Origin of the sequence: Streptomyces sp. NRRL B-24085, from assembly GCF_001282115.1 — a bacterium.
Classification (GTDB): Bacteria; Actinomycetota; Actinomycetes; order Streptomycetales; family Streptomycetaceae; genus Streptomyces.
Genome location: NZ_LJBR01000309.1, coordinates 1 through 16,313, shown reverse-complemented (window position 1 = coordinate 16,313; position 16,313 = coordinate 1). Strand labels below are relative to the sequence as shown.

Sequence of the window (16,313 nt, the reverse complement as noted above, 5' to 3'; positions counted from 1 at the left end):
CCCCCAGGGCCCTCCGCCTCCCCGGTGAGGGCCCCGTCCCCGGGTGCCGCCGCCCACCGCGCCACCCCGCACGGCGTGTCCGCGGTGGCGTACGGCAGGAGCAGCTCGCCGTCCTCGGTCCACAGCCCGGCGCCCGCCGGCCACCCCTCGGGCGCCGCAAGGTGCTGGACCTGCCGGGCGGCCGGCCGCCACACGCCCACCCAACTGCCCATCGGGCCGTCGACGCGCAGCGCCACCCCGCAGCTCTCCGGCACCAGCACCTGCCCCGGCTGGATCGCGAACGGCGTCACCGAACAGTTCGGCACCCGCAGGCACTCCGGGAAACGCACCGGCAGCGTGCTGCCCAGCACCCCCCACCCCAGCCGCGGCCGCCCCGGCGACGGCGCGTCCGAGGAGATCAGCAGCAGCCCGCTGTCCGGGTCGGCCAGCAGCAGCCGGTCGTCACTGCCGTCGGCGATCTGCAACAGTGGCGACACCTCCCCGCCCCGCTCCAGATCGACCACGACCGCCTTGGTCCGCCCGCCCGTCTCCCGGTCCAGCGCCAGCATCCGCCCGGACCGGTCCAGCCACACCCCGCCCGAACAGCGCCCCGGAACCTCCGCGAGATGCTCCGGCCCGAAGGCGCCGCCCGCCACCAGCCACACGGCACTGGAGCGCGGGCCCACCGCGAGGGCGTACGCCTTCTCACCGCCCGGCGCCGGCGGGAGCAGTCGCAGGACCGTGCCCTCCTCCGGGCACTCGACCGCGCCCAGCGGCAGCTCGCCGGTGCGGGGCCCGGTCGGGTAGAGCAGCGAGAAGGTGTGCCGCCCGTCCGTGGCCATCGGCTGCACCTCGGTGCCGGGCTCCTCGGGCTGGTTGCCGGGCAGCGGCACGGCGTAGGGCTCGGGGCCGTCCAGGGTCCAGCGCTCCGGGAACCAGGAGTCGCCGTCCCGGGCGAGGCGGGCCGCGTAGGAGCCGTCGACGGTGATCACGAAGTCGGTCCGCACCTGCGTGACGCCGGGCTCGTCCCCGTCCCCGGTGATCGCGCGCTCCGTCCGCGAGGTCTCCCCGTCCCCGTTCTCGCCGTTCTCCTCGTTCGCCGCCGCGGGTTCGATGGCACAGGCCGTCATCGTCCGGTCACCTCCGGCGACGAAACTAGTTTTCGCACGCACGGGCGTGGGACGACCGGGCTCCGGCTTCACACAAAGGGGTGGCCCAGGAACGATTCGCCTGAGGAGAACGGGGCGACTGTGCTGAGCGGGACGGGCGTCGGCGACTCAGGTTCAGCGGGGCGGACCAGGCAGGTAGCCTTTCCCCGTGCCCCGTCTGTCTGAAGTCATCGCCGCGCTGGAGAACCTGTGGCCCGCCGAGCGGGCCGAGTCCTGGGACGCGGTCGGCACCGTCGTGGGCGACCCCGACCAGGAGGTCACGCGGGTCCTCTTCGCCGTCGACCCGGTCCAGGAGATCGTCGACGAGGCGGTGCAGCTGGGCGCCGACCTGCTGGTCACCCACCACCCCCTCTACCTGCGCGGCACGACGACCGTGGCGGCCTCGCACTTCAAGGGCCGGGTCGTGCACACCCTCATCAAGAACGACATCGCGCTGCACGTGGCCCACACCAACGCCGACACCGCCGACCCGGGTGTCTCGGACGCGCTCGCGGGCGCGCTCGACCTGCGGGTCGTAGGGCCGCTGGTGCCGGACCCGACGGACCCGGAGGGGCGCCGGGGGCTCGGCCGGGTGTGCGAGCTCGACCCCCCGACGACCGTCCGCGAGCTCGCCGCGCGCGCCGCCGAACGCCTGCCGGCCACCGCCCAGGGCATCCGCGTCGCCGGCGACCCCGAGGCGACCGTCCGCACGGTCGCCGTCAGCGGCGGCTCCGGCGACAGCCTCTTCGACCAGGTCCGCGCGGCCGGCGTCGACGCCTTCCTCACCGCGGACCTGCGCCACCACCCGGTCTCAGAGGCCCGGGCCCACAGTCCCCTCGCGCTGCTCGACGCGGCGCACTGGGCCACCGAGTGGCCCTGGTGCGAGCTGGCCGCCGCCCAGCTCGACGAGATCTCCGACCGCCACGGCTGGAACCTGCGCGTGCACGTCTCCAAGACGGTCACCGACCCCTGGACCAGCCACTCCCCTTCACCTGGAGCCCCCAACTGAACGCCGCGCCCGCCGACCAGATCCGACTCCTCGACGTCCAGGACCTCGACGTCCGCCTCCAGCAGCTCGCCCACAAGCGCCGGTCGCTGCCCGAGCACGCCGAGATCGAGTCGCTCACCAAGGACGCCACCCAGCTGCGCGACCTGCTCGTGGCCGCCCAGACCGAGGAGAGCGACACCGCCCGCGAGCAGACCAAGGCCGAGCAGGACGTGGACCAGGTGCGCCAGCGCGCCGCCCGCGACCAGCAGCGCCTGGACTCCGGCGCCGTGACCTCGCCGAAGGACCTGGAGAACCTCCAGCGCGAGATCACCTCCCTCGCCAAGCGCCAGGGCGACCTGGAGGACGTGGTCCTGGAGGTCATGGAGCGCCTGGAGTCCGCGCAGGAGCGGGTGGCCGAGCTGACCGGCCGGGTCGCCTCCGTCCAGTCGAAGATCGAGGACGCCACCGCCCGCCGGGACGCGGCCTTCGAGACCCTCGACGGCGAGATCGCCTCGGTCACCAAGGAGCGCGAGGTCATCGCCGCCTCCGTGCCCGCAGACCTCCTCAAGCTGTACGACAAGCTCCGCGAGCAGCAGGGCGGCATCGGCGCGGCCGCCAGGAGCTCTCCATCACCGACATCAACGAGATCCGCGCGGCCGCGCCCGACACCGTGGTGCGCTGCGAGAACTGCCGCCGCATCCTGGTGCGCACGTCCGAGTCCGGCCTGTAAGGGGCGTCGGGCGTGCGGGAGTTCATCGTCGAGGCCGACGGCGGCTCGCGGGGCAACCCCGGACCGGCCGGCTACGGCTCCGTGGTGCTGGACGCGGCGACGGGGGAGACGCTGGTCGAGACGTACGAGTACCTCGGCGTCGTCACCAACAACGTCGCCGAGTACCGGGGCCTGCTGGCGGGCCTGCGCGCCGCGCACGACCTGGACCCGGCCGCCACCGTGCACGTCCGCATGGACTCCAAGCTCGTCGTGGAACAGATGTCGGGCCGCTGGAAGATCAAGCACCCCGACATGAAGCCGCTCGCCCTGGAGGCGGGACGGGTCTTCCCGCCGGGGCGGGTGACGTACGAGTGGATCCCGCGCGAGCGCAACAAGCACGCGGACCGGCTGGCGAACGAGGCGATGGACTCGGGGGGTTCCGCGAGTTCGGTCCGGAAGCTGTCCTCCGCCGAGAGTGCTTCCGGGGTGACTTCCGCCAAGGCCGAGGCTGACGTACGTGCCGCCAAGGCTGTCGCCAGTCCCGGCTGGGCCCCGGCCGACATGGGCGCTCCGGCCACCTTCGTGCTCCTGCGGCACGGCGAGACCCCGCTCACGCCCCAGAAGCGGTTCTCGGGCAGCGGCGGCACCGACCCGTCCCTGTCCGAGACCGGCAGGGAACAGGCCAGGAGGGCCGCCGAAGCCCTGGCCGCCCGGGGCACGATCCAGCACATCGTCACCTCGCCCCTGGCCCGCACCAGGGAGACCGCCGCCGCCGTGGCCGACCGGCTCGGCATCGAGGTGACCGTCGAGGACGGCCTGATCGAGACCGACTTCGGCGCCTGGGAGGGCCTCACCTTCGGTGAGGTGCGCGAGCGCTACCCGGACGACCTCACCACCTGGCTGTCCGACCCGGAGGCCCAGCCCACCGGCGGCGGCGAGAGCTTCGCGGCCACGGCGACGAGGATCGCGGCCACTCGCGACAAGCTGGTGGCGGCGTACGCGGGCCGCACGGTCCTGCTCGTCACCCACGTCACCCCGATCAAGACGTTCGTACGGCTCGCCCTCGGTGCCCCGCCCGAGTCCCTGTTCCGCATGGAGCTCTCGGCGGCGTCCATGTCGGTGGTCGCGTACTACGCCGACGGCAACGCGAGCGTGCGGCTCCTCAACGACACCTCACACCTGCGCCCGTAGCCGTCCCAGGCGGGAGGCCTCCCGGGCCAGCCTCTCGACCCGCGCCCAGTCCCGCGCGGCGAGCGCATCCTCCGGGAGCATCCAAGTCCCGCCCACGCAACCGACGTTGGGCAGGGACAGGTACTCGGGTGCATTACCGGGCCCGATCCCGCCCGTCGGACAGAACCGAGCCTGCGGCAGCGGCCCCGCGAGGGACTTCAGATACGCCGTGCCGCCCGCCGCCTCCGCCGGGAAGAACTTCATTTCCCGCACCCCCCGCTCCAGCAGCGCCACGACCTCCGAGGCCGTCGACACCCCCGGCAGGAACGGCACCCCTGACCCCCGCATCGCCTCCAGGAGAACGTCCGTCCAGCCCGGACTGACGAGGAAGCGCGCGCCGGCGGCGACGACGTCATGGACCTGCTCCGGCGTGATGACGGTCCCGGCCCCCACCACCGCGTCCGGCACCTCCCCGGCGATCGCCCGTATCGCGTCGAGCGCGACGGGCGTCCGCAGGGTCACCTCGATGGCGGGCAGCCCGCCGGCGACCAGCGCCCGGGCGAGCGGTACGGCGTCGGGGGCGTCCTGGACCACGACGACGGGAACGACGGGCGCGAGGTCGAGCAGGGAGTCAGGGCAAGGGGCAGGGGAGGAGGAGGCCATGACGTCATCATGGCCAAGTGCTGCACCTTGCGCAAAGGTCATTGCATCCTGTGCAATGCGACTCGGTGGATCTCGTCCACCAGCACGTCCAGCGCCCACGCCTGCCCGGCCTTCGCGGGCGCCGACGCCTCCACCACGTACCCGAGCTCCCGCAGCGCCTCCACCAGCTCGGCCGGCCCCTTCGGCGCGACCCCCGCCGACAGCAGACTCCGCACCATCCGCCCCTTGGTCGCCTTGTTGAAGTGGCTGACGACCTTCCGGGTCGGCGCGTGCAGCACCCGCACGGTCGCCGTCCGCTCGGCGACCTCCCCCTTCGGCTTCCACGCGGCGGCATAGGCGGAGGACCGCAGATCGAGCACGAGCCCGTCCCCGGCGGCCTCGGCGAGGACGGAGGCCATCGGCGCACGCCAGTGCGTGGCCAGCGCCCCGAGCCCGGGCAGCTTCACCCCCATCGAGCAGCGGTACGACGGAATCCGGTCGGTCGGCCGGACCGCTCCCCACAGCCCCGAGAACACGAGCAGCGAACGCCCCGCACGCCTCTTCGCGGCCGTGTCGAGGGAGGCCAGGTCGAGGGCGTCGTACAGGACACCCGTGTAGATCTCGCCGGCGGGCCGCGCCCCCGCGGTCCGCAGCTCGACGTTCTTCGCGACCTCGCCGCGCAGCCCCTCGCTCAGGCCCAGCACCTCGCGCGCCTTCTCCTCGTCCCCGGCGCACAGCTCGACGAGCGCGTCGAGGACCGCCTCCCGGCCCTCGTGGAGCCCCGGCAACGACAGCGACTCCAGCTTCAGCGGGGCACCACGACCGGAGGACGCCTTGCCTTCGGAGGGAGGCAGCAGGACCAGCACGGAACTTCTCCTTCTGTTGAGCTCCGGACAGCGTACGGCGGCCGGATCTGCCTACCCTCGCTGTATGCCCCGCCGCCGCATACGTGTGACCGACATCCCGCTACGGACCGCCTTCGCCGCCCTGCGCACCGAACTCGACGTGCCGTCCGACTTCCCGCCGGAGGTGCTTTCCGAGGCCGAGCGGCCCCTTCGCCCAGGGGCTCACGTCGACGCGACCGACATCCCCCTCTTCACCATCGACCCGCCCGCCTCCACCGACCTCGACCAGGCGATGCACCTCTCCCGCCGGGGCACCGGCTACCGCCTCCGGTACGCCATCGCCGACGTCGCCGCGTTCGTGGCCCCCGGATCGGCCCTGGACGCGGAGACCCACCGCCGCGTGCTCACCCTGTACTTCCCGGACACCAGGGTCCCCCTGCACCCGCCGCTGCTCAGCGAGGGCGCCGCGAGCCTCCTCCCGGACCAGGTCCGCCCGGCCGCGCTGTGGACGATCGACCTCGACGCGGAAGGCCGTACGACCGCGGCCGAGGTCCGCCGCGCCCTGGTCCGCAGCCGGGCCAAGCTCGACTACGAGAGCGTGCAGCGGGAGATCGACGCGGGTACGGCGGAGGAGCCGCTGGAGCTGCTTCGCGTGGTCGGCGAGCTGCGGGAACGGCTGGAGGTCGAGCGCGGCGGCATCTCCTTGCGGGTCCCCGAGCAGGAGATCGTGGAGCGGAACGGCACGTACGAGCTCATGTACCGCGCCGGGCTGCCCGCCGACGGCTGGAACGCCCAGATCTCCCTGCTCACGGGCATGGCGGCGGCGGAGCTGATGCTCGCCCACGGCACGGGGGTGCTCCGCACGCTCCCGGCCGCCCCGGACGGCGCGGTGGGCCGCCTCCGCCGCACCGCCACCGCCCTGCACATCGACTGGCCGCACCACGTCTCGTACGCGGCGCTGATCCGTTCCCTGGACCCGGCGACCCCGTCCCACGCGGCGTTCCTCCAGGAGTGCACGACCCTGCTGCGGGGTGCGGGTTACACGGTCTTCCGAGACGGCGCCGTGCCCTCCCTCACCACCCACGCGGCGGTCGCCGCCCCCTACGCCCACTGCACGGCCCCGCTGCGGCGCCTGGTCGACCGGTACGCGTCGGAGATCTGCCTGGCGGCGGTGGCGGGGGCGCCGGTGCCGGAGTGGGTGCTCGCGGCTTTCGACGCGCTGCCCCGCGAGATGTCCGAGGGCGGCCGGCGTGCGGCCGCGGTGGAACGGGCGTGCGTCGACCTCGTCGAGGCGGCGGTCCTGAAGGACCGGGTGGGGGAGGTGTTCGACGGCTGCGTGGTGGACCTGGACGAACACCGGCCGACGGTGGGGACCGTGCAGTTGGAGACGCCGGCGGTGATCGGCCGGATCGACGGGGAGGGACTGTCGCTGGGGGAGCGGCTGCGGGTGAAGGTCGTGGAGTCGGATCCCAGCACGCCCGCGAGCCCGGCGAAGGTGCGCTTCGCGCCCGCCTGACCGCGTGTCCGAGGCACTGGCCGTGTGCCCCGCTGCTACGCCCGTGGCGGCATCCCGCTCTACCTGCTCGTCGACCGGGAGACCGCGTCGGTGACCCTGTTCAGCGTCCCGGAGAAGGACGACTACCGGGAACACTGCACCCGTACGTTCGGCAAGCCGCTGGCCCTCCCCGCCCCGTTCGCCTTCGACCTGGAGACCGCGGACTTTCTCTGACCGCCAGGGCGTTGCACCCTCTGAGCAAGACGGACAGGGGGACGGACCGTGGCGGAACAAGCACTGTGGACGAGAACACGGCTGGGCCGCTGCGGCCCCCCGCTGGACCTGCTGACCGCACGCTTCGACAAGCACGTCTACGCCCCGCACGCCCATGACGAGTACACGATCGGCGTGTGCGTGGGCGGCTCGGAGCTCATCGACTACCGGGGCGGCCACATCCGCACGGGCCCCGGCTCGATCGTCGTACTAGCCCCGGGCGAGATGCACACGGGCGGCCCCGGCACCACCACGGACGGCTACGCGTACCGGGCCCTCTACGCGGCGCCGCCCCTGCTGGCGGACGGCACCACGGATACGCCCCACTTCCGGGACCCCCTCCTGGACGACCCGGAACTGGCCGCAGCCCTCCTTTCCGCCCACTCCGAACTCAGCGTCTGCCCGGACCCGTTGGAGACCGAGTCCCGCCTCCCCTGGCTCCTGACGGCCCTGGCCTGCCGCCACTCCACGGCCCGCGTGACGACCTGCGTGATCCCCGGCGCGGAGGCGGTGGCGAGAGCGGTCCGCGACCGCCTGGCGGACGAACTGCTGTCACCCCCGTCCCTGGCCGACCTGGCCGCGGACCTGGGCCTGTCCCGCTACCAGCTCCTCAGGGCCTTCCGGACGACGATGGGCGTACCGCCGTACGCCTGGCTGGCCCAGTACCGGGTGGGCAGGGCCCGCGGCCTGCTGGAATCGGGACTGCGCCCCTCGGAGGTGGCCGCCCTGGTGGGCTTCGCGGACCAGGCACACCTGACGCGCTGGTTCCGCCGCGTACTGGGGGTGACCCCGGCGGCGTACCGCAACAGCGTTCAAGACGCGAGCCGTTGAGGACACCGACGATGTCCGCATGACTGCACGCGGCTGGTTCCTGTTCTCCCTGATGGGCGTGGTGTGGGGCATCCCCTACCTGATGATCAAAGTGGCGGTGGACGCCCCGCTGTCGGCGACGATGGTGGTGTTCGTACGGTGTGCCCTGGGCGCCCTGCTCCTGCTGCCGTTCGCGATCCGCCAGGGAGGTCTGGTCCGGACGGTACGGGCGCACTGGCTGCCCATGCTGGCCTTCGCGGTCATAGAGATCATGGGCCCCTGGTACACGCTGACGGACGCGGAACGCCACCTCTCCAGCTCGACGGCGGGCCTGCTGATAGCGGGCGTACCGATCGTCGGCGTCCTCTTGGCCCGCTTCTTCGGCGACACGGAGAGACTGGGCGTGCGGCGGGTGACGGGCCTGGCGCTGGGGCTGGCCGGCGTGGGGGTCCTGACCGTTCCGCACCTGACCGGCGGCGACGCGAAGTCCATGGCGGAGGTGCTGGTGACGGTGGTGGGCTACGCGACGGCCCCGTTGATCGCGGCACGCCATCTGAAGGACGTTCCTTCGTTGCAATTGACGGCACCGTGCCTGGCGCTGGCGGCCCTGGTGTACGCCCCCGGCGCGGCGCTGACCTGGCCTACCTCGATGCCCTCGTCCTCGGTTCTGGCGGCTCTGGCGGGCCTGGGGGTGATCTGCACGGCGGTGGCGTTCGTGGCCTTCCTGGAACTGATCAAGGAGGTCGGCCCGACGCGGGCGACGGTGATCACATACGTCAACCCGGCGGTGGCGGTCGTGGCCGGCGTCCTGTTCCTGTCCGAGCCCCTGACTCTCGGCGTGGGCGTGGCCTTCGCGCTGATCCTGACGGGCTCGGTCCTGGCCACGGCGGGCCCGGTTCGCGTGACCGCCGAACCAGCCTGCACCGAGTCCCCGGTAACATGGTCCCCACGGCAGACGAGCCGGGCGGACGGCCGCGTGGAGTCCCCTCTTGGAGGGCTCCCCGAGGAACGTCCGGGCTCCACAGGGCAGGGTGATGGCTAACGGCCACCCGGGGTGACCCGCGGGAAAGTGCCACAGAAAACAGACCGCCCGGTGCTTCGGCACCGGGTAAGGGTGAAACGGCGGTGTAAGAGACCACCAGTGCCCAGGGCGACCTGAGCAGCTAGGTAAACCCCACCCGGAGCAAGGTCAAAAGGGAGCACCTCGGTGCTCCTGCGGGGACGTTCGAGGGCTGCCCGCCCGAGTCCCCGGGTAGACCGCACGAGACCGACGGCAACGCCGGTCCTAGATGGATGGCCGTCTCCCCGGCCGCCGCGAGGCGACCGGGTGACAGAACCCGGCGTACAGCCCGACTCGTCTGCCATTAGGGCTCTGACCTGGTTCTAGAGCCCGGTTGGGGCCTCGCGCTTCCAACTTCTGATTGGGGTGACCCGCAAGTGCTCACTGCGCATGCAGGGCAGTCGCTTCGCTGAATGAGGAGTGGTTGCCCTCTGCGTATCATGCCCGACCGCGGTGCCGTCGGGCATGAGAGCCGGGTCGCACAGGCGAGTGTCGGCCGGGTGCCGCGTCACCCGTGGAGTCGCTGGGCGGCGTGAGAGGCTCGACAGGTCCAGGAGGTTGACCATCGACTGCTTCGAGGCCGGGCAGAAACGCGTGTTCCGGGCCGGTGCGAGCGTTCTTGGCGCGCTCGGGTACCGGGAGGATGCGGCGTCGTTTCAGCTCAGCCACATCGATCAGTGGGGCGGTCACTATGCGGTCGAGTAGCTCTGCCTGCCGCGGCTCCAGGGCAGTCAGGTGACTGAGTACGGCGAGGATCTCGACGAGTTCCCGACTCCACTCGTGCTCCCAATGTTCTGGGCGCTCGCGGTCGAGTTCGCTGGTCACCTTGCCAGCACTGCGGGTGCTGCGATACGAGAGCCAGCTGTCGAGTACGTTACGCCCGCCAGTGGTGTAATTGCGCATGCGTGGCGTGACGCCAGTGAAGACACCCCCCTCGATGATCAGATGCTCGTTTTCGGAGTCGTAGGTGACCGTGGAGGGAAGCCCATCAGGCGCGACTTGTCGGGCGTATGTGATCTCGGGATGCAGGTCTCGCCACCAGTTCGATGTGCCTGCGGGGCGGCCGTCACCTGGGCTGATACTTCGTGTTCCGAAGGTGGAGGCCCACAGAATGTGGTGTCCCAGATTGACCGCTTCCCTCCACAGGCCACCAGCGGCGGTCAAAGGTATGCGTACGCCGAGTGAGTTGAGGTCGTCTGCATAGCGCTCGGTGAAGGTGGGATGGGCGGCGACGGCGGCGATGTAAGCCAGCAGTTCTACCGGCATGACCTCTTGAAGGCCGTAGGAGTTGGCGAGGTGATGTAGCAGCCCGGGGGCGATGTTGGGGGTGCGGTCTGCGTGAAGCAATGGCAGCACACGACCGCCGTTGCCATTGAAGTAGTGCATGTCAGGGATGAGAGCGGTAAAGAGCAGCGCTGGGCCGGTCTGCAGGCGTTGCGAGTGCTGTTCGACGATGAAGACCTGGCCATCAATGGCGGCTTGCCAAAGCTCCGGGCGGGAGAAGTCGATGACGCGCCCGTCGGGTATGAGCCATTGGCGATCCAAGGCTCTTCGGGCGACGCGTATCGGAACAGGGCAAGGCTTGTGCTCGTCGCGGAGAAGGGTCGGGGGGTGGGGGTGACCGGGTATCTGGAGGGCGTCCTTGTCCAGGGTGCGGTCTCGGGTCTCTTTGAACAGTGCCCTGCGTGTGACGAGGTCACGTTCCTGGACGAGGCGGTTCCAGCGTCGACTCAAGGTGGTTTTGGATGGGCTGAAGACCCAGTTCCGGTTGGGTTTTATGCCCGGTTTCCGCCAGGGCATGAGGTCGGTGAGAGCGGGAAAGGCATCCCAGCCGCTGTGCGAGGCGGGTGTGAAGGGGGCGTGCTCGACAAGCCGGGAAGTGCGCCAGCCGGGACCCTTGATGTGCAAGTGGTGTAGTTGCTCTTCTTTGTCCCGGCGAGTGCCATGCACAGCCGTGTAGTGGACAGGTGCCAGTTGATCTCGCCGCTCGCCTTGCTTGCGGACAAAAATGGCTATGGCTAATTCCTGCTGGACGCCGGGGAAAAAGCGGCTGTTCAGCGGGGGCCTCTTCGTTTCAGGAGTGAGGTCGATGACCCAGCCTTCGGTGCAAGTGCGGCGCAGGTACGACCGCATGCCCTGAAAGCCGGCGCTGCGGATGAACCCGCCGGTGCTGACGAAGCAGACAACGCCGTGACGGTGGTCGTCGTACTGGTCGAACACCTTGTGCGTGGCCCAGCGCCAGAAGTAGGTGCACAGGCTTTTCAGTTTGTTCTCGTACACCCCTGCCGCACCGTGTAGCCGGAAGGCGTCCAGCGGTGGAGTGCCTCGGTCTGGTGAGCCATTCTCGATCCATCCCCCCTGGCCTTCGGCCTGTTCGCGGTGGGGAGGGTTGCCGATGACCACAGTGATGCGGCCTTCGCGCTGGATGAAGCTGGCGGCTTCAGCGTCGTCGCGCAGGGGACCCCACAGGGCGCCATAGCGGGTGAAGAGTTCACTCGGCCGCCAGGGATCGGCAAGGGTGTCGGCCAGATGGAGGCGCATGTCGCGCAGCCGGACCCAGGCGTTAAGAGAGCGCAGCATCTGCCCGACGCGCATCTGTGCAACGGCGAAAGGGCCCATCTGCTTTTCGAAGCCGATCAGTCGGCCTGCGAGTTCTTGGACGGATTCGGCACGGAAGCCATGGTTGCCGCCCTCGGACTGCTTGCGGGCGACGAGGTCGATGATGCCGGTGAGGAAGGTGCCGGTGCCCATGGCCGGGTCGATGATGGACACACCGGGGTCGGCGAAACCGTCTGGGCAGCCCAGCGTGGTGATCAATACTTCGTCGACAAGGCGGATCATCTCCTCCATCAGTGGCGCTGGGGTGTAGTAGGTGCCGGAGTCCTTGCGGAGGTCGGGGTCGTACTCCTGCAGGAAGTGTTCGTAAAGGTGGATGTGGAAGCCGGGTTCGCTGGCCAGGGCGCTCCGCCAGTCGATGGCGTCGATGACGCGAACGAGCATGTCGAGGCTGTCGCGAAATTCTCCCTCGACCTGATCGGTGAGGATCTGCAGAGCGCGCCCCATGACGGAATGCTCCGCTCCCAGGCGGCGGCCGACCTCATGCAGGCTCATCTTGGTCAGTGAGCTGTCATGGTCTTCGGCGGTGTCCGAGCTGGCGAGCAGGAGCGCGAAGGTGACGGATTGGGCGTAGCGGTCGGCGAAGGCCGCGCGTTTGTCCCGGTCGTCGGTGGTGGGAAAGAGATCGACTTCGAGAGTGGAGGCCAGGTCAGTGAAGGGACGGCGGTGGCGCGGGAAGCTGGCCTCGGCATCGAGCCGGTCGTGGACAGCATCGCGCAGGAGTGTGCACAGCGGGGCTACCTGAGCGACCACTTCCCGCATCGATGTCAGTGGATGCGGCTGCCAACTGAAGAACGCTTTCAGCATCGATTCGAAGGCGGCTTCGCTGGCTGTCGATAGCCGCAGACGGGATCCAGCACTACGCAGATCGCCTTCGAGGTGGATGGCGTCGCCGTGTTGTCGACCTGAGCGATACATGATCCAGGTCTGGCCGTTTGTATAGATCAAGTTGGGGAGCTTCGCCATCCCCTCCCACTGCCGTCGATCACGTTGGTTCAGCCCGCCAGGATGAATCACGCTTTTGTCCGGGCTCTTCAGCTCGACGTAGCCGACGATGTTGCGGGATAACTTCCCGATACGCACAGCCAGGTCGGGGCGGATACGGTGCGCGGCGATCGCTACCTCGGCATGCAGGACGGCCTGCAGCCCTACCACGTTCGCCGCATCGACGAGAAGCGTCTCCACGGCGCGACGGATCGCGGCTTCCTTCTGCCCATGAAGCAATGCCTGCTTGCACGCTGCACCGAACTCGCTGATGATCCGCCGAAACCCGTCCCTGCGCTGCATCCCGCCCCCAGAGGCCAGCACACTCCCCGGTATCCAACTCAACACACGGTAAGTGCAACATCACCGTCCGTCGAGAGGGTCTCAAGGTTGCGTGTAGCCAAGGGCTGGTCTGCGACAACGCCCCCTCCTCCGCGCACTGCACGGGTTCTGGAAGGGGCAAGGCCCTTCCAGATCTTGGATGGAAGGGCCGCTGAACAGCTATCTGTCTGTGTCGCGGCAGGATCCAAACGTGCGACACCCGCTGAGGAGTGGGATCGAATCCCTTCCGAGGGCGGCCTGGCGCTGCCGTACGGTGCTGTTTTCGGCCGGCGACACCGCTGGCCCGACGGTCACGCCGGGTAGCGCTGAACCGCCCGGCGCCGTGACCGTCGCGAAACCTCGGCGGTAGAGCAGCACGGTTTTTGGTGAAGCTGCTTCCGGAGGGAGCGGGTCAGGAAGCTGAACCGTCGAGGTCGAGGCGGATCACGGCGAGCGCCTCGGCGATCTCGGCGGTCATCTCGTCCTCCGGGCCGAATACCATGCACATGTCCTGGTGGAGTGGTTCGAGGACCTGCCGCGCCTCGGCGGTCCGGCCCTGGGCGAGCAGCAGCATCCCGATGTTGTGCCGCAGCTCCACGGCTTCCTCGCTGACGTCGCTGTCGACGGTCCGCACGACGTTCAGCACCCCTTGGAGCGCCGCGAGCGCGTCGGTGACCTGGCCGAGTGCGGCGCGGCAGCGGGCCGCCTGGGCGCGGCAGGCGCGGGCCTGCTCGCCGGTGGGCCCGGCGATACGGGAGTAGGCGTCGGCGAGGGCGTCGAACTCGGGCAGGGCGGCCCGGTAGTCGCCGCCGAGGAGGCGGATCGCCGCTCGCTGGCGGCGCAGCGCCAGGACCTGCCTGCTCTCGGAGCCGAGGGCGAGGGCGGCGGGTTCAATGACCTCGCCGAGCACCTCGGCGGCCTGCGCGAACCGCTGCTCCTCCAGTAGGGCGTCGGAATGCGCGTACGCCTCCTTGATGTCCTGGCGCAGCCGGGCGGGGACGGGCACCGGCCAGGCCCCCGGAAGGACGGCCGTCGGCGCCGGACCGCCGGACGCAGAGGCCTGGGCACGGGCGCGAGGCGCGAAGGGGCGACGGAACACGTCCGTCGGGTCGGGCGCGCCGACCGGCCCGGCGTCCGCCGTGCCGGGCTCCTGGCCCGGCGGCGGGAGGAACGGCAGCAGCCGCGCGTACACCTCCTGTGTGTCGGCGGGCCGCGCCTCGGGTGCCTTGCGCAGCAGGTGCAGGACCAGCTCCTCCAGCGCCTCGGGGACGTCGGGCCGCAGCTGTCGCAGCGGGGTGGGGGCTGCGTTGACGTGCTGGTACATCAGCAGGTACTCGCTCTCCGCCTCGAACACGAGCCGCCCGCTGAGGAGTTCGTGCAGCACACAGCCGAGCGCGTACAGGTCGGTCTGCGGGGTGATGCTTCCGCCGCGGACCTGCTCGGGCGACATGTACTGGTGGGTGCCGATGGGGCTGCCGGTGGCGGTCAGCTTGGTGACATCCGTCCGCAGCATCGCCGCGATGCCGAAGTCGAGGACCTTCACAGTGCCGTCGCGGGCGACGAGGATGTTGCCCGGCTTGAGGTCCCGGTGGATCACCGGCACGTCGTGCGCGTACGACAGTACGGTCGCAACCTGTGCGGCGACGGCGACGGCCCAGCTGACCGGCAACGGTCGGCCGGGGTCGAGGTAGGCGGACAGCGGTACGCCGTCGACGAGTTCCATCACCAGGAACAGCCGCTCGTACGACGCGTCGAGCACCGCGTCGTACACCTGCGGCACGCCGGCGTGCTGGATGCGTGCGGTGATGCGGGCCTCGCGGCGGAACCGCTTGGCGAACTCCTCGGCCAGCTGCGGGGAGGTGACCGACGCCTGCCGGATGAGCTTCACGGCGACGGGCCGGTCGAGCACGGCGTCGTAGCCGCGCCACACGTCGCCCATGCCGCCGTGGCTCAGCTCCTCCAGGAGTTCGTAACGGTCGGAGATCGCCTCCTGCGGCACCTTGCCCCCGGTGTGCGTGATGAACAGTCACGGTCAGGGGTCAAGTGTGACCGCTGCGTCAGGATGCCGTCCAGGGTTCGCGGTGAGACATGGACTTGGGCCCGGCGGTGGACGACGGGCAGGAGGGTGCGGCGGCCGGCCTCCCGCCGCAGGAACAGCCCCATGCTGCGGTCGGTGGATGGGGGGTGCCCAGGAGGAACCCAGGGCACCCACGGCACCACCGGCCCTGCGGCCGAATTGCCTCTACGCCGTCACTCCCTGTCCGCCGCCATGATGCCGACGCATTCTTCGAGCGCGGCGTGCAACGGCGTTACGAAGGCGGCGAGTTCGGCGTCCGATGCCTTCCCCACCTCCAGCACTGCGCCGACCACAGTCACCAGGACAGCGGCGGCCTTCAGCGCGTGCGCGTCGGCCAGCTCCTCAAGACGGCCGCAGGGGTGTGTGACCGCCAGGGCCTCCTTGCCGGTGGCCGGGTCGAGGCCGAGACTGCGCAGACGCGGCGTACTCGTGCTCATGCGGCGACCTCCCACGGAACCGGAACGTAGTCCTGTCCCAGCGTCGCCAGGACCGCCGCCCGGCGCCGCTCGCGCTGAAGACGCCGCCGGTCATGTTCGTCCCGCTCGCGTTCCCATTCGACGACGTACGGCCGGACCAGCGGCATGCCGTCAGCGGTGACGACGTCCGCCGGGTGCGGGCACGTGATCACGGGTGGGGGTACCGGAGCGGGCGGACAGAAGACGGGGGGCAGTGGTGGCGGCACTGCGGCGCGATGGGCACCCCGGGCGGGCAGGAACAGGGCCAGAATCGCGGCCAGTAGGCTGCGCATAGGTCGACTCCCAATCAGTCGGCTGAAGCCCCGGTAGGGAAGTAGCCGCTTCCCGCCGGGGCCGCTCTGTGTTGCGAACTACAATAGCGTGGATAACCGTAGATAACTGCGGATGCGCGGAATGCCGTGGTAACCCACGCTGACGTCATGGAGCTTGGCCGCACACGCCCCCTGTGGCGGCAGATCGCAGTGGAGATCATCCGGCGCATCAAGGACGGCACGTATCCGCCGGGAAGCCGTGTGCCCTCCACCCTGGAAATCGCCCAAGAGTTCGGCGTGGTGAATGCGACAGCGGCGAAGGCGATGCGGCATGTACGGGAGCAGGGGTGGACGCGGGGCGAGGTGGGGCTGGGGACTTTCGTCGCCGACCCCCTGCCGCCCTCCCCTGAGACTGTCGGCCTAGCCTGAGCCGCAGCCACCCAGCTGAGCCGTACGTCTTCACGCCCAT

12 protein-coding genes, 1 other RNA gene and 3 pseudogenes are annotated in these 16,313 nt (G+C 70.4%); 9 read left to right on the top strand and 7 right to left on the bottom strand.

Translation table 11 applies throughout. The features are described from left to right. Positions 1–1,109: hypothetical protein (locus tag AOJ26_RS29945; protein WP_078960076.1), on the bottom strand; the 1,109-nt coding region annotated here is incomplete at its 3' end. A gap of 187 nt (positions 1,110–1,296) precedes the next feature. Here AOJ26_RS29945 and AOJ26_RS29940 point away from each other — a divergent pair. The 3 genes and pseudogenes from AOJ26_RS29940 to AOJ26_RS29930 all read left to right on the top strand — a co-directional run bounded on the left by AOJ26_RS29940 (position 1,297) and on the right by AOJ26_RS29930 (position 4,015). After that, positions 1,297–2,136, top strand: a complete 840-nt coding sequence (locus AOJ26_RS29940) for a Nif3-like dinuclear metal center hexameric protein (protein ID WP_053851494.1) — start codon at positions 1,297–1,299, stop codon at positions 2,134–2,136. Continuing rightward, positions 2,133–2,845, top strand: a pseudogene (locus tag AOJ26_RS42275) (zinc ribbon domain-containing protein). The gene AOJ26_RS29940 and the pseudogene AOJ26_RS42275 overlap by 4 nt, the downstream one beginning before the upstream one ends. A gap of 12 nt (positions 2,846–2,857) precedes the next feature. Then, the gene (locus AOJ26_RS29930) at positions 2,858–4,015 is read left to right on the top strand and encodes a bifunctional RNase H/acid phosphatase (RefSeq protein WP_053851492.1); all 1,158 of its coding nucleotides are present in this window, start codon (positions 2,858–2,860) and stop codon (positions 4,013–4,015) included. On the opposite strand, the gene eda is transcribed toward AOJ26_RS29930, so the two are convergent. Continuing rightward, positions 3,998–4,657 (bottom strand): bifunctional 4-hydroxy-2-oxoglutarate aldolase/2-dehydro-3-deoxy-phosphogluconate aldolase, encoded by a 660-nt coding sequence (gene eda / locus AOJ26_RS29925; RefSeq protein WP_053851491.1) that lies wholly within the window; start codon positions 4,655–4,657, stop codon positions 3,998–4,000. The genes AOJ26_RS29930 and eda overlap by 18 nt on opposite strands. 38 nt (positions 4,658–4,695) lie before the next feature. After that, complete coding sequence (gene yaaA / locus AOJ26_RS29920) at positions 4,696–5,502, bottom strand: peroxide stress protein YaaA (RefSeq protein WP_053851490.1); 807 nt, start codon at positions 5,500–5,502, stop codon at positions 4,696–4,698. 64 nt (positions 5,503–5,566) lie between these two features. Between yaaA and AOJ26_RS29915 the strand changes: the two genes are divergently transcribed. From AOJ26_RS29915 to rnpB, 5 genes and pseudogenes are all read left to right on the top strand, one after another. After that, positions 5,567–6,997 carry an RNB domain-containing ribonuclease gene (locus tag AOJ26_RS29915; protein ID WP_053851489.1) on the top strand — a complete coding sequence of 477 codons (1,431 nt, stop codon included), beginning with the start codon at positions 5,567–5,569 and terminating at the stop codon, positions 6,995–6,997. Positions 6,998–7,027: 30 nt separating this feature from the next. Further along, positions 7,028–7,210, top strand: a pseudogene (locus AOJ26_RS29910) (Uma2 family endonuclease); the annotation flags it as partial. 48 nt (positions 7,211–7,258) lie between these two features. Continuing rightward, positions 7,259–8,080: a helix-turn-helix domain-containing protein gene (locus AOJ26_RS29905; protein ID WP_053851487.1), complete on the top strand. Its 822-nt coding sequence runs from the start codon at positions 7,259–7,261 to the stop codon at positions 8,078–8,080. 19 nt (positions 8,081–8,099) lie between these two features. Then, positions 8,100–8,930: pseudogene (locus tag AOJ26_RS45280) on the top strand (DMT family transporter); the annotation flags it as partial. A gap of 85 nt (positions 8,931–9,015) precedes the next feature. Beyond that, an RNA gene (gene rnpB / locus AOJ26_RS29950) (RNase P RNA component class A) lies at positions 9,016–9,420 on the top strand. A gap of 137 nt (positions 9,421–9,557) precedes the next feature. Here the strand turns inward: rnpB and AOJ26_RS29895 are convergent. The 4 genes from AOJ26_RS29895 to AOJ26_RS43970 all read right to left on the bottom strand — a co-directional run bounded on the left by AOJ26_RS29895 (position 9,558) and on the right by AOJ26_RS43970 (position 15,865). Then, a complete protein-coding gene (locus AOJ26_RS29895; RefSeq protein WP_053851485.1) occupies positions 9,558–13,022 on the bottom strand; it encodes a type ISP restriction/modification enzyme in 3,465 nt (1,154 codons plus the stop codon). Between the two features lie 430 nt (positions 13,023–13,452). Continuing rightward, positions 13,453–15,039 carry a serine/threonine-protein kinase gene (locus AOJ26_RS29890; RefSeq protein WP_053851484.1) on the bottom strand — a complete coding sequence of 529 codons (1,587 nt, stop codon included), beginning with the start codon at positions 15,037–15,039 and terminating at the stop codon, positions 13,453–13,455. A 251-nt stretch (positions 15,040–15,290) separates the two neighbouring features. Continuing rightward, entirely contained in the window at positions 15,291–15,554 is a 264-nt protein-coding gene (locus tag AOJ26_RS29885) for a hypothetical protein (protein ID WP_053851483.1), read from the bottom strand. Then, positions 15,551–15,865 (bottom strand): hypothetical protein, encoded by a 315-nt coding sequence (locus tag AOJ26_RS43970; protein ID WP_179200335.1) that lies wholly within the window; start codon positions 15,863–15,865, stop codon positions 15,551–15,553. Before AOJ26_RS43970 ends, AOJ26_RS29885 begins: the two co-directional genes overlap by 4 nt. A gap of 147 nt (positions 15,866–16,012) precedes the next feature. Here AOJ26_RS43970 and AOJ26_RS29875 point away from each other — a divergent pair, with 147 nt between their 5' ends. Continuing rightward, positions 16,013–16,273: a GntR family transcriptional regulator gene (locus AOJ26_RS29875; RefSeq protein ID WP_199828885.1), complete on the top strand. Its 261-nt coding sequence runs from the start codon at positions 16,013–16,015 to the stop codon at positions 16,271–16,273. Positions 16,274–16,313 lie beyond the last annotated feature (40 nt).

Coding starts and splice junctions, on each gene's coding strand:
- eda (WP_053851491.1), bottom strand. CDS start 4,657: ATGGCCTCCTCCTCCCCTGCCCCTTGCCCTGACTCCCTGCTCGACCTC.
- AOJ26_RS29915 (WP_053851489.1), top strand. CDS start 5,567: ATGCCCCGCCGCCGCATACGTGTGACCGACATCCCGCTACGGACCGCC.
- AOJ26_RS29895 (WP_053851485.1), bottom strand. CDS start 13,022: ATGCAGCGCAGGGACGGGTTTCGGCGGATCATCAGCGAGTTCGGTGCA.
- AOJ26_RS29885 (WP_053851483.1), bottom strand. CDS start 15,554: ATGAGCACGAGTACGCCGCGTCTGCGCAGTCTCGGCCTCGACCCGGCC.
- AOJ26_RS43970 (WP_179200335.1), bottom strand. CDS start 15,865: ATGCGCAGCCTACTGGCCGCGATTCTGGCCCTGTTCCTGCCCGCCCGG.
- AOJ26_RS29875 (WP_199828885.1), top strand. CDS start 16,013: ATGGAGCTTGGCCGCACACGCCCCCTGTGGCGGCAGATCGCAGTGGAG.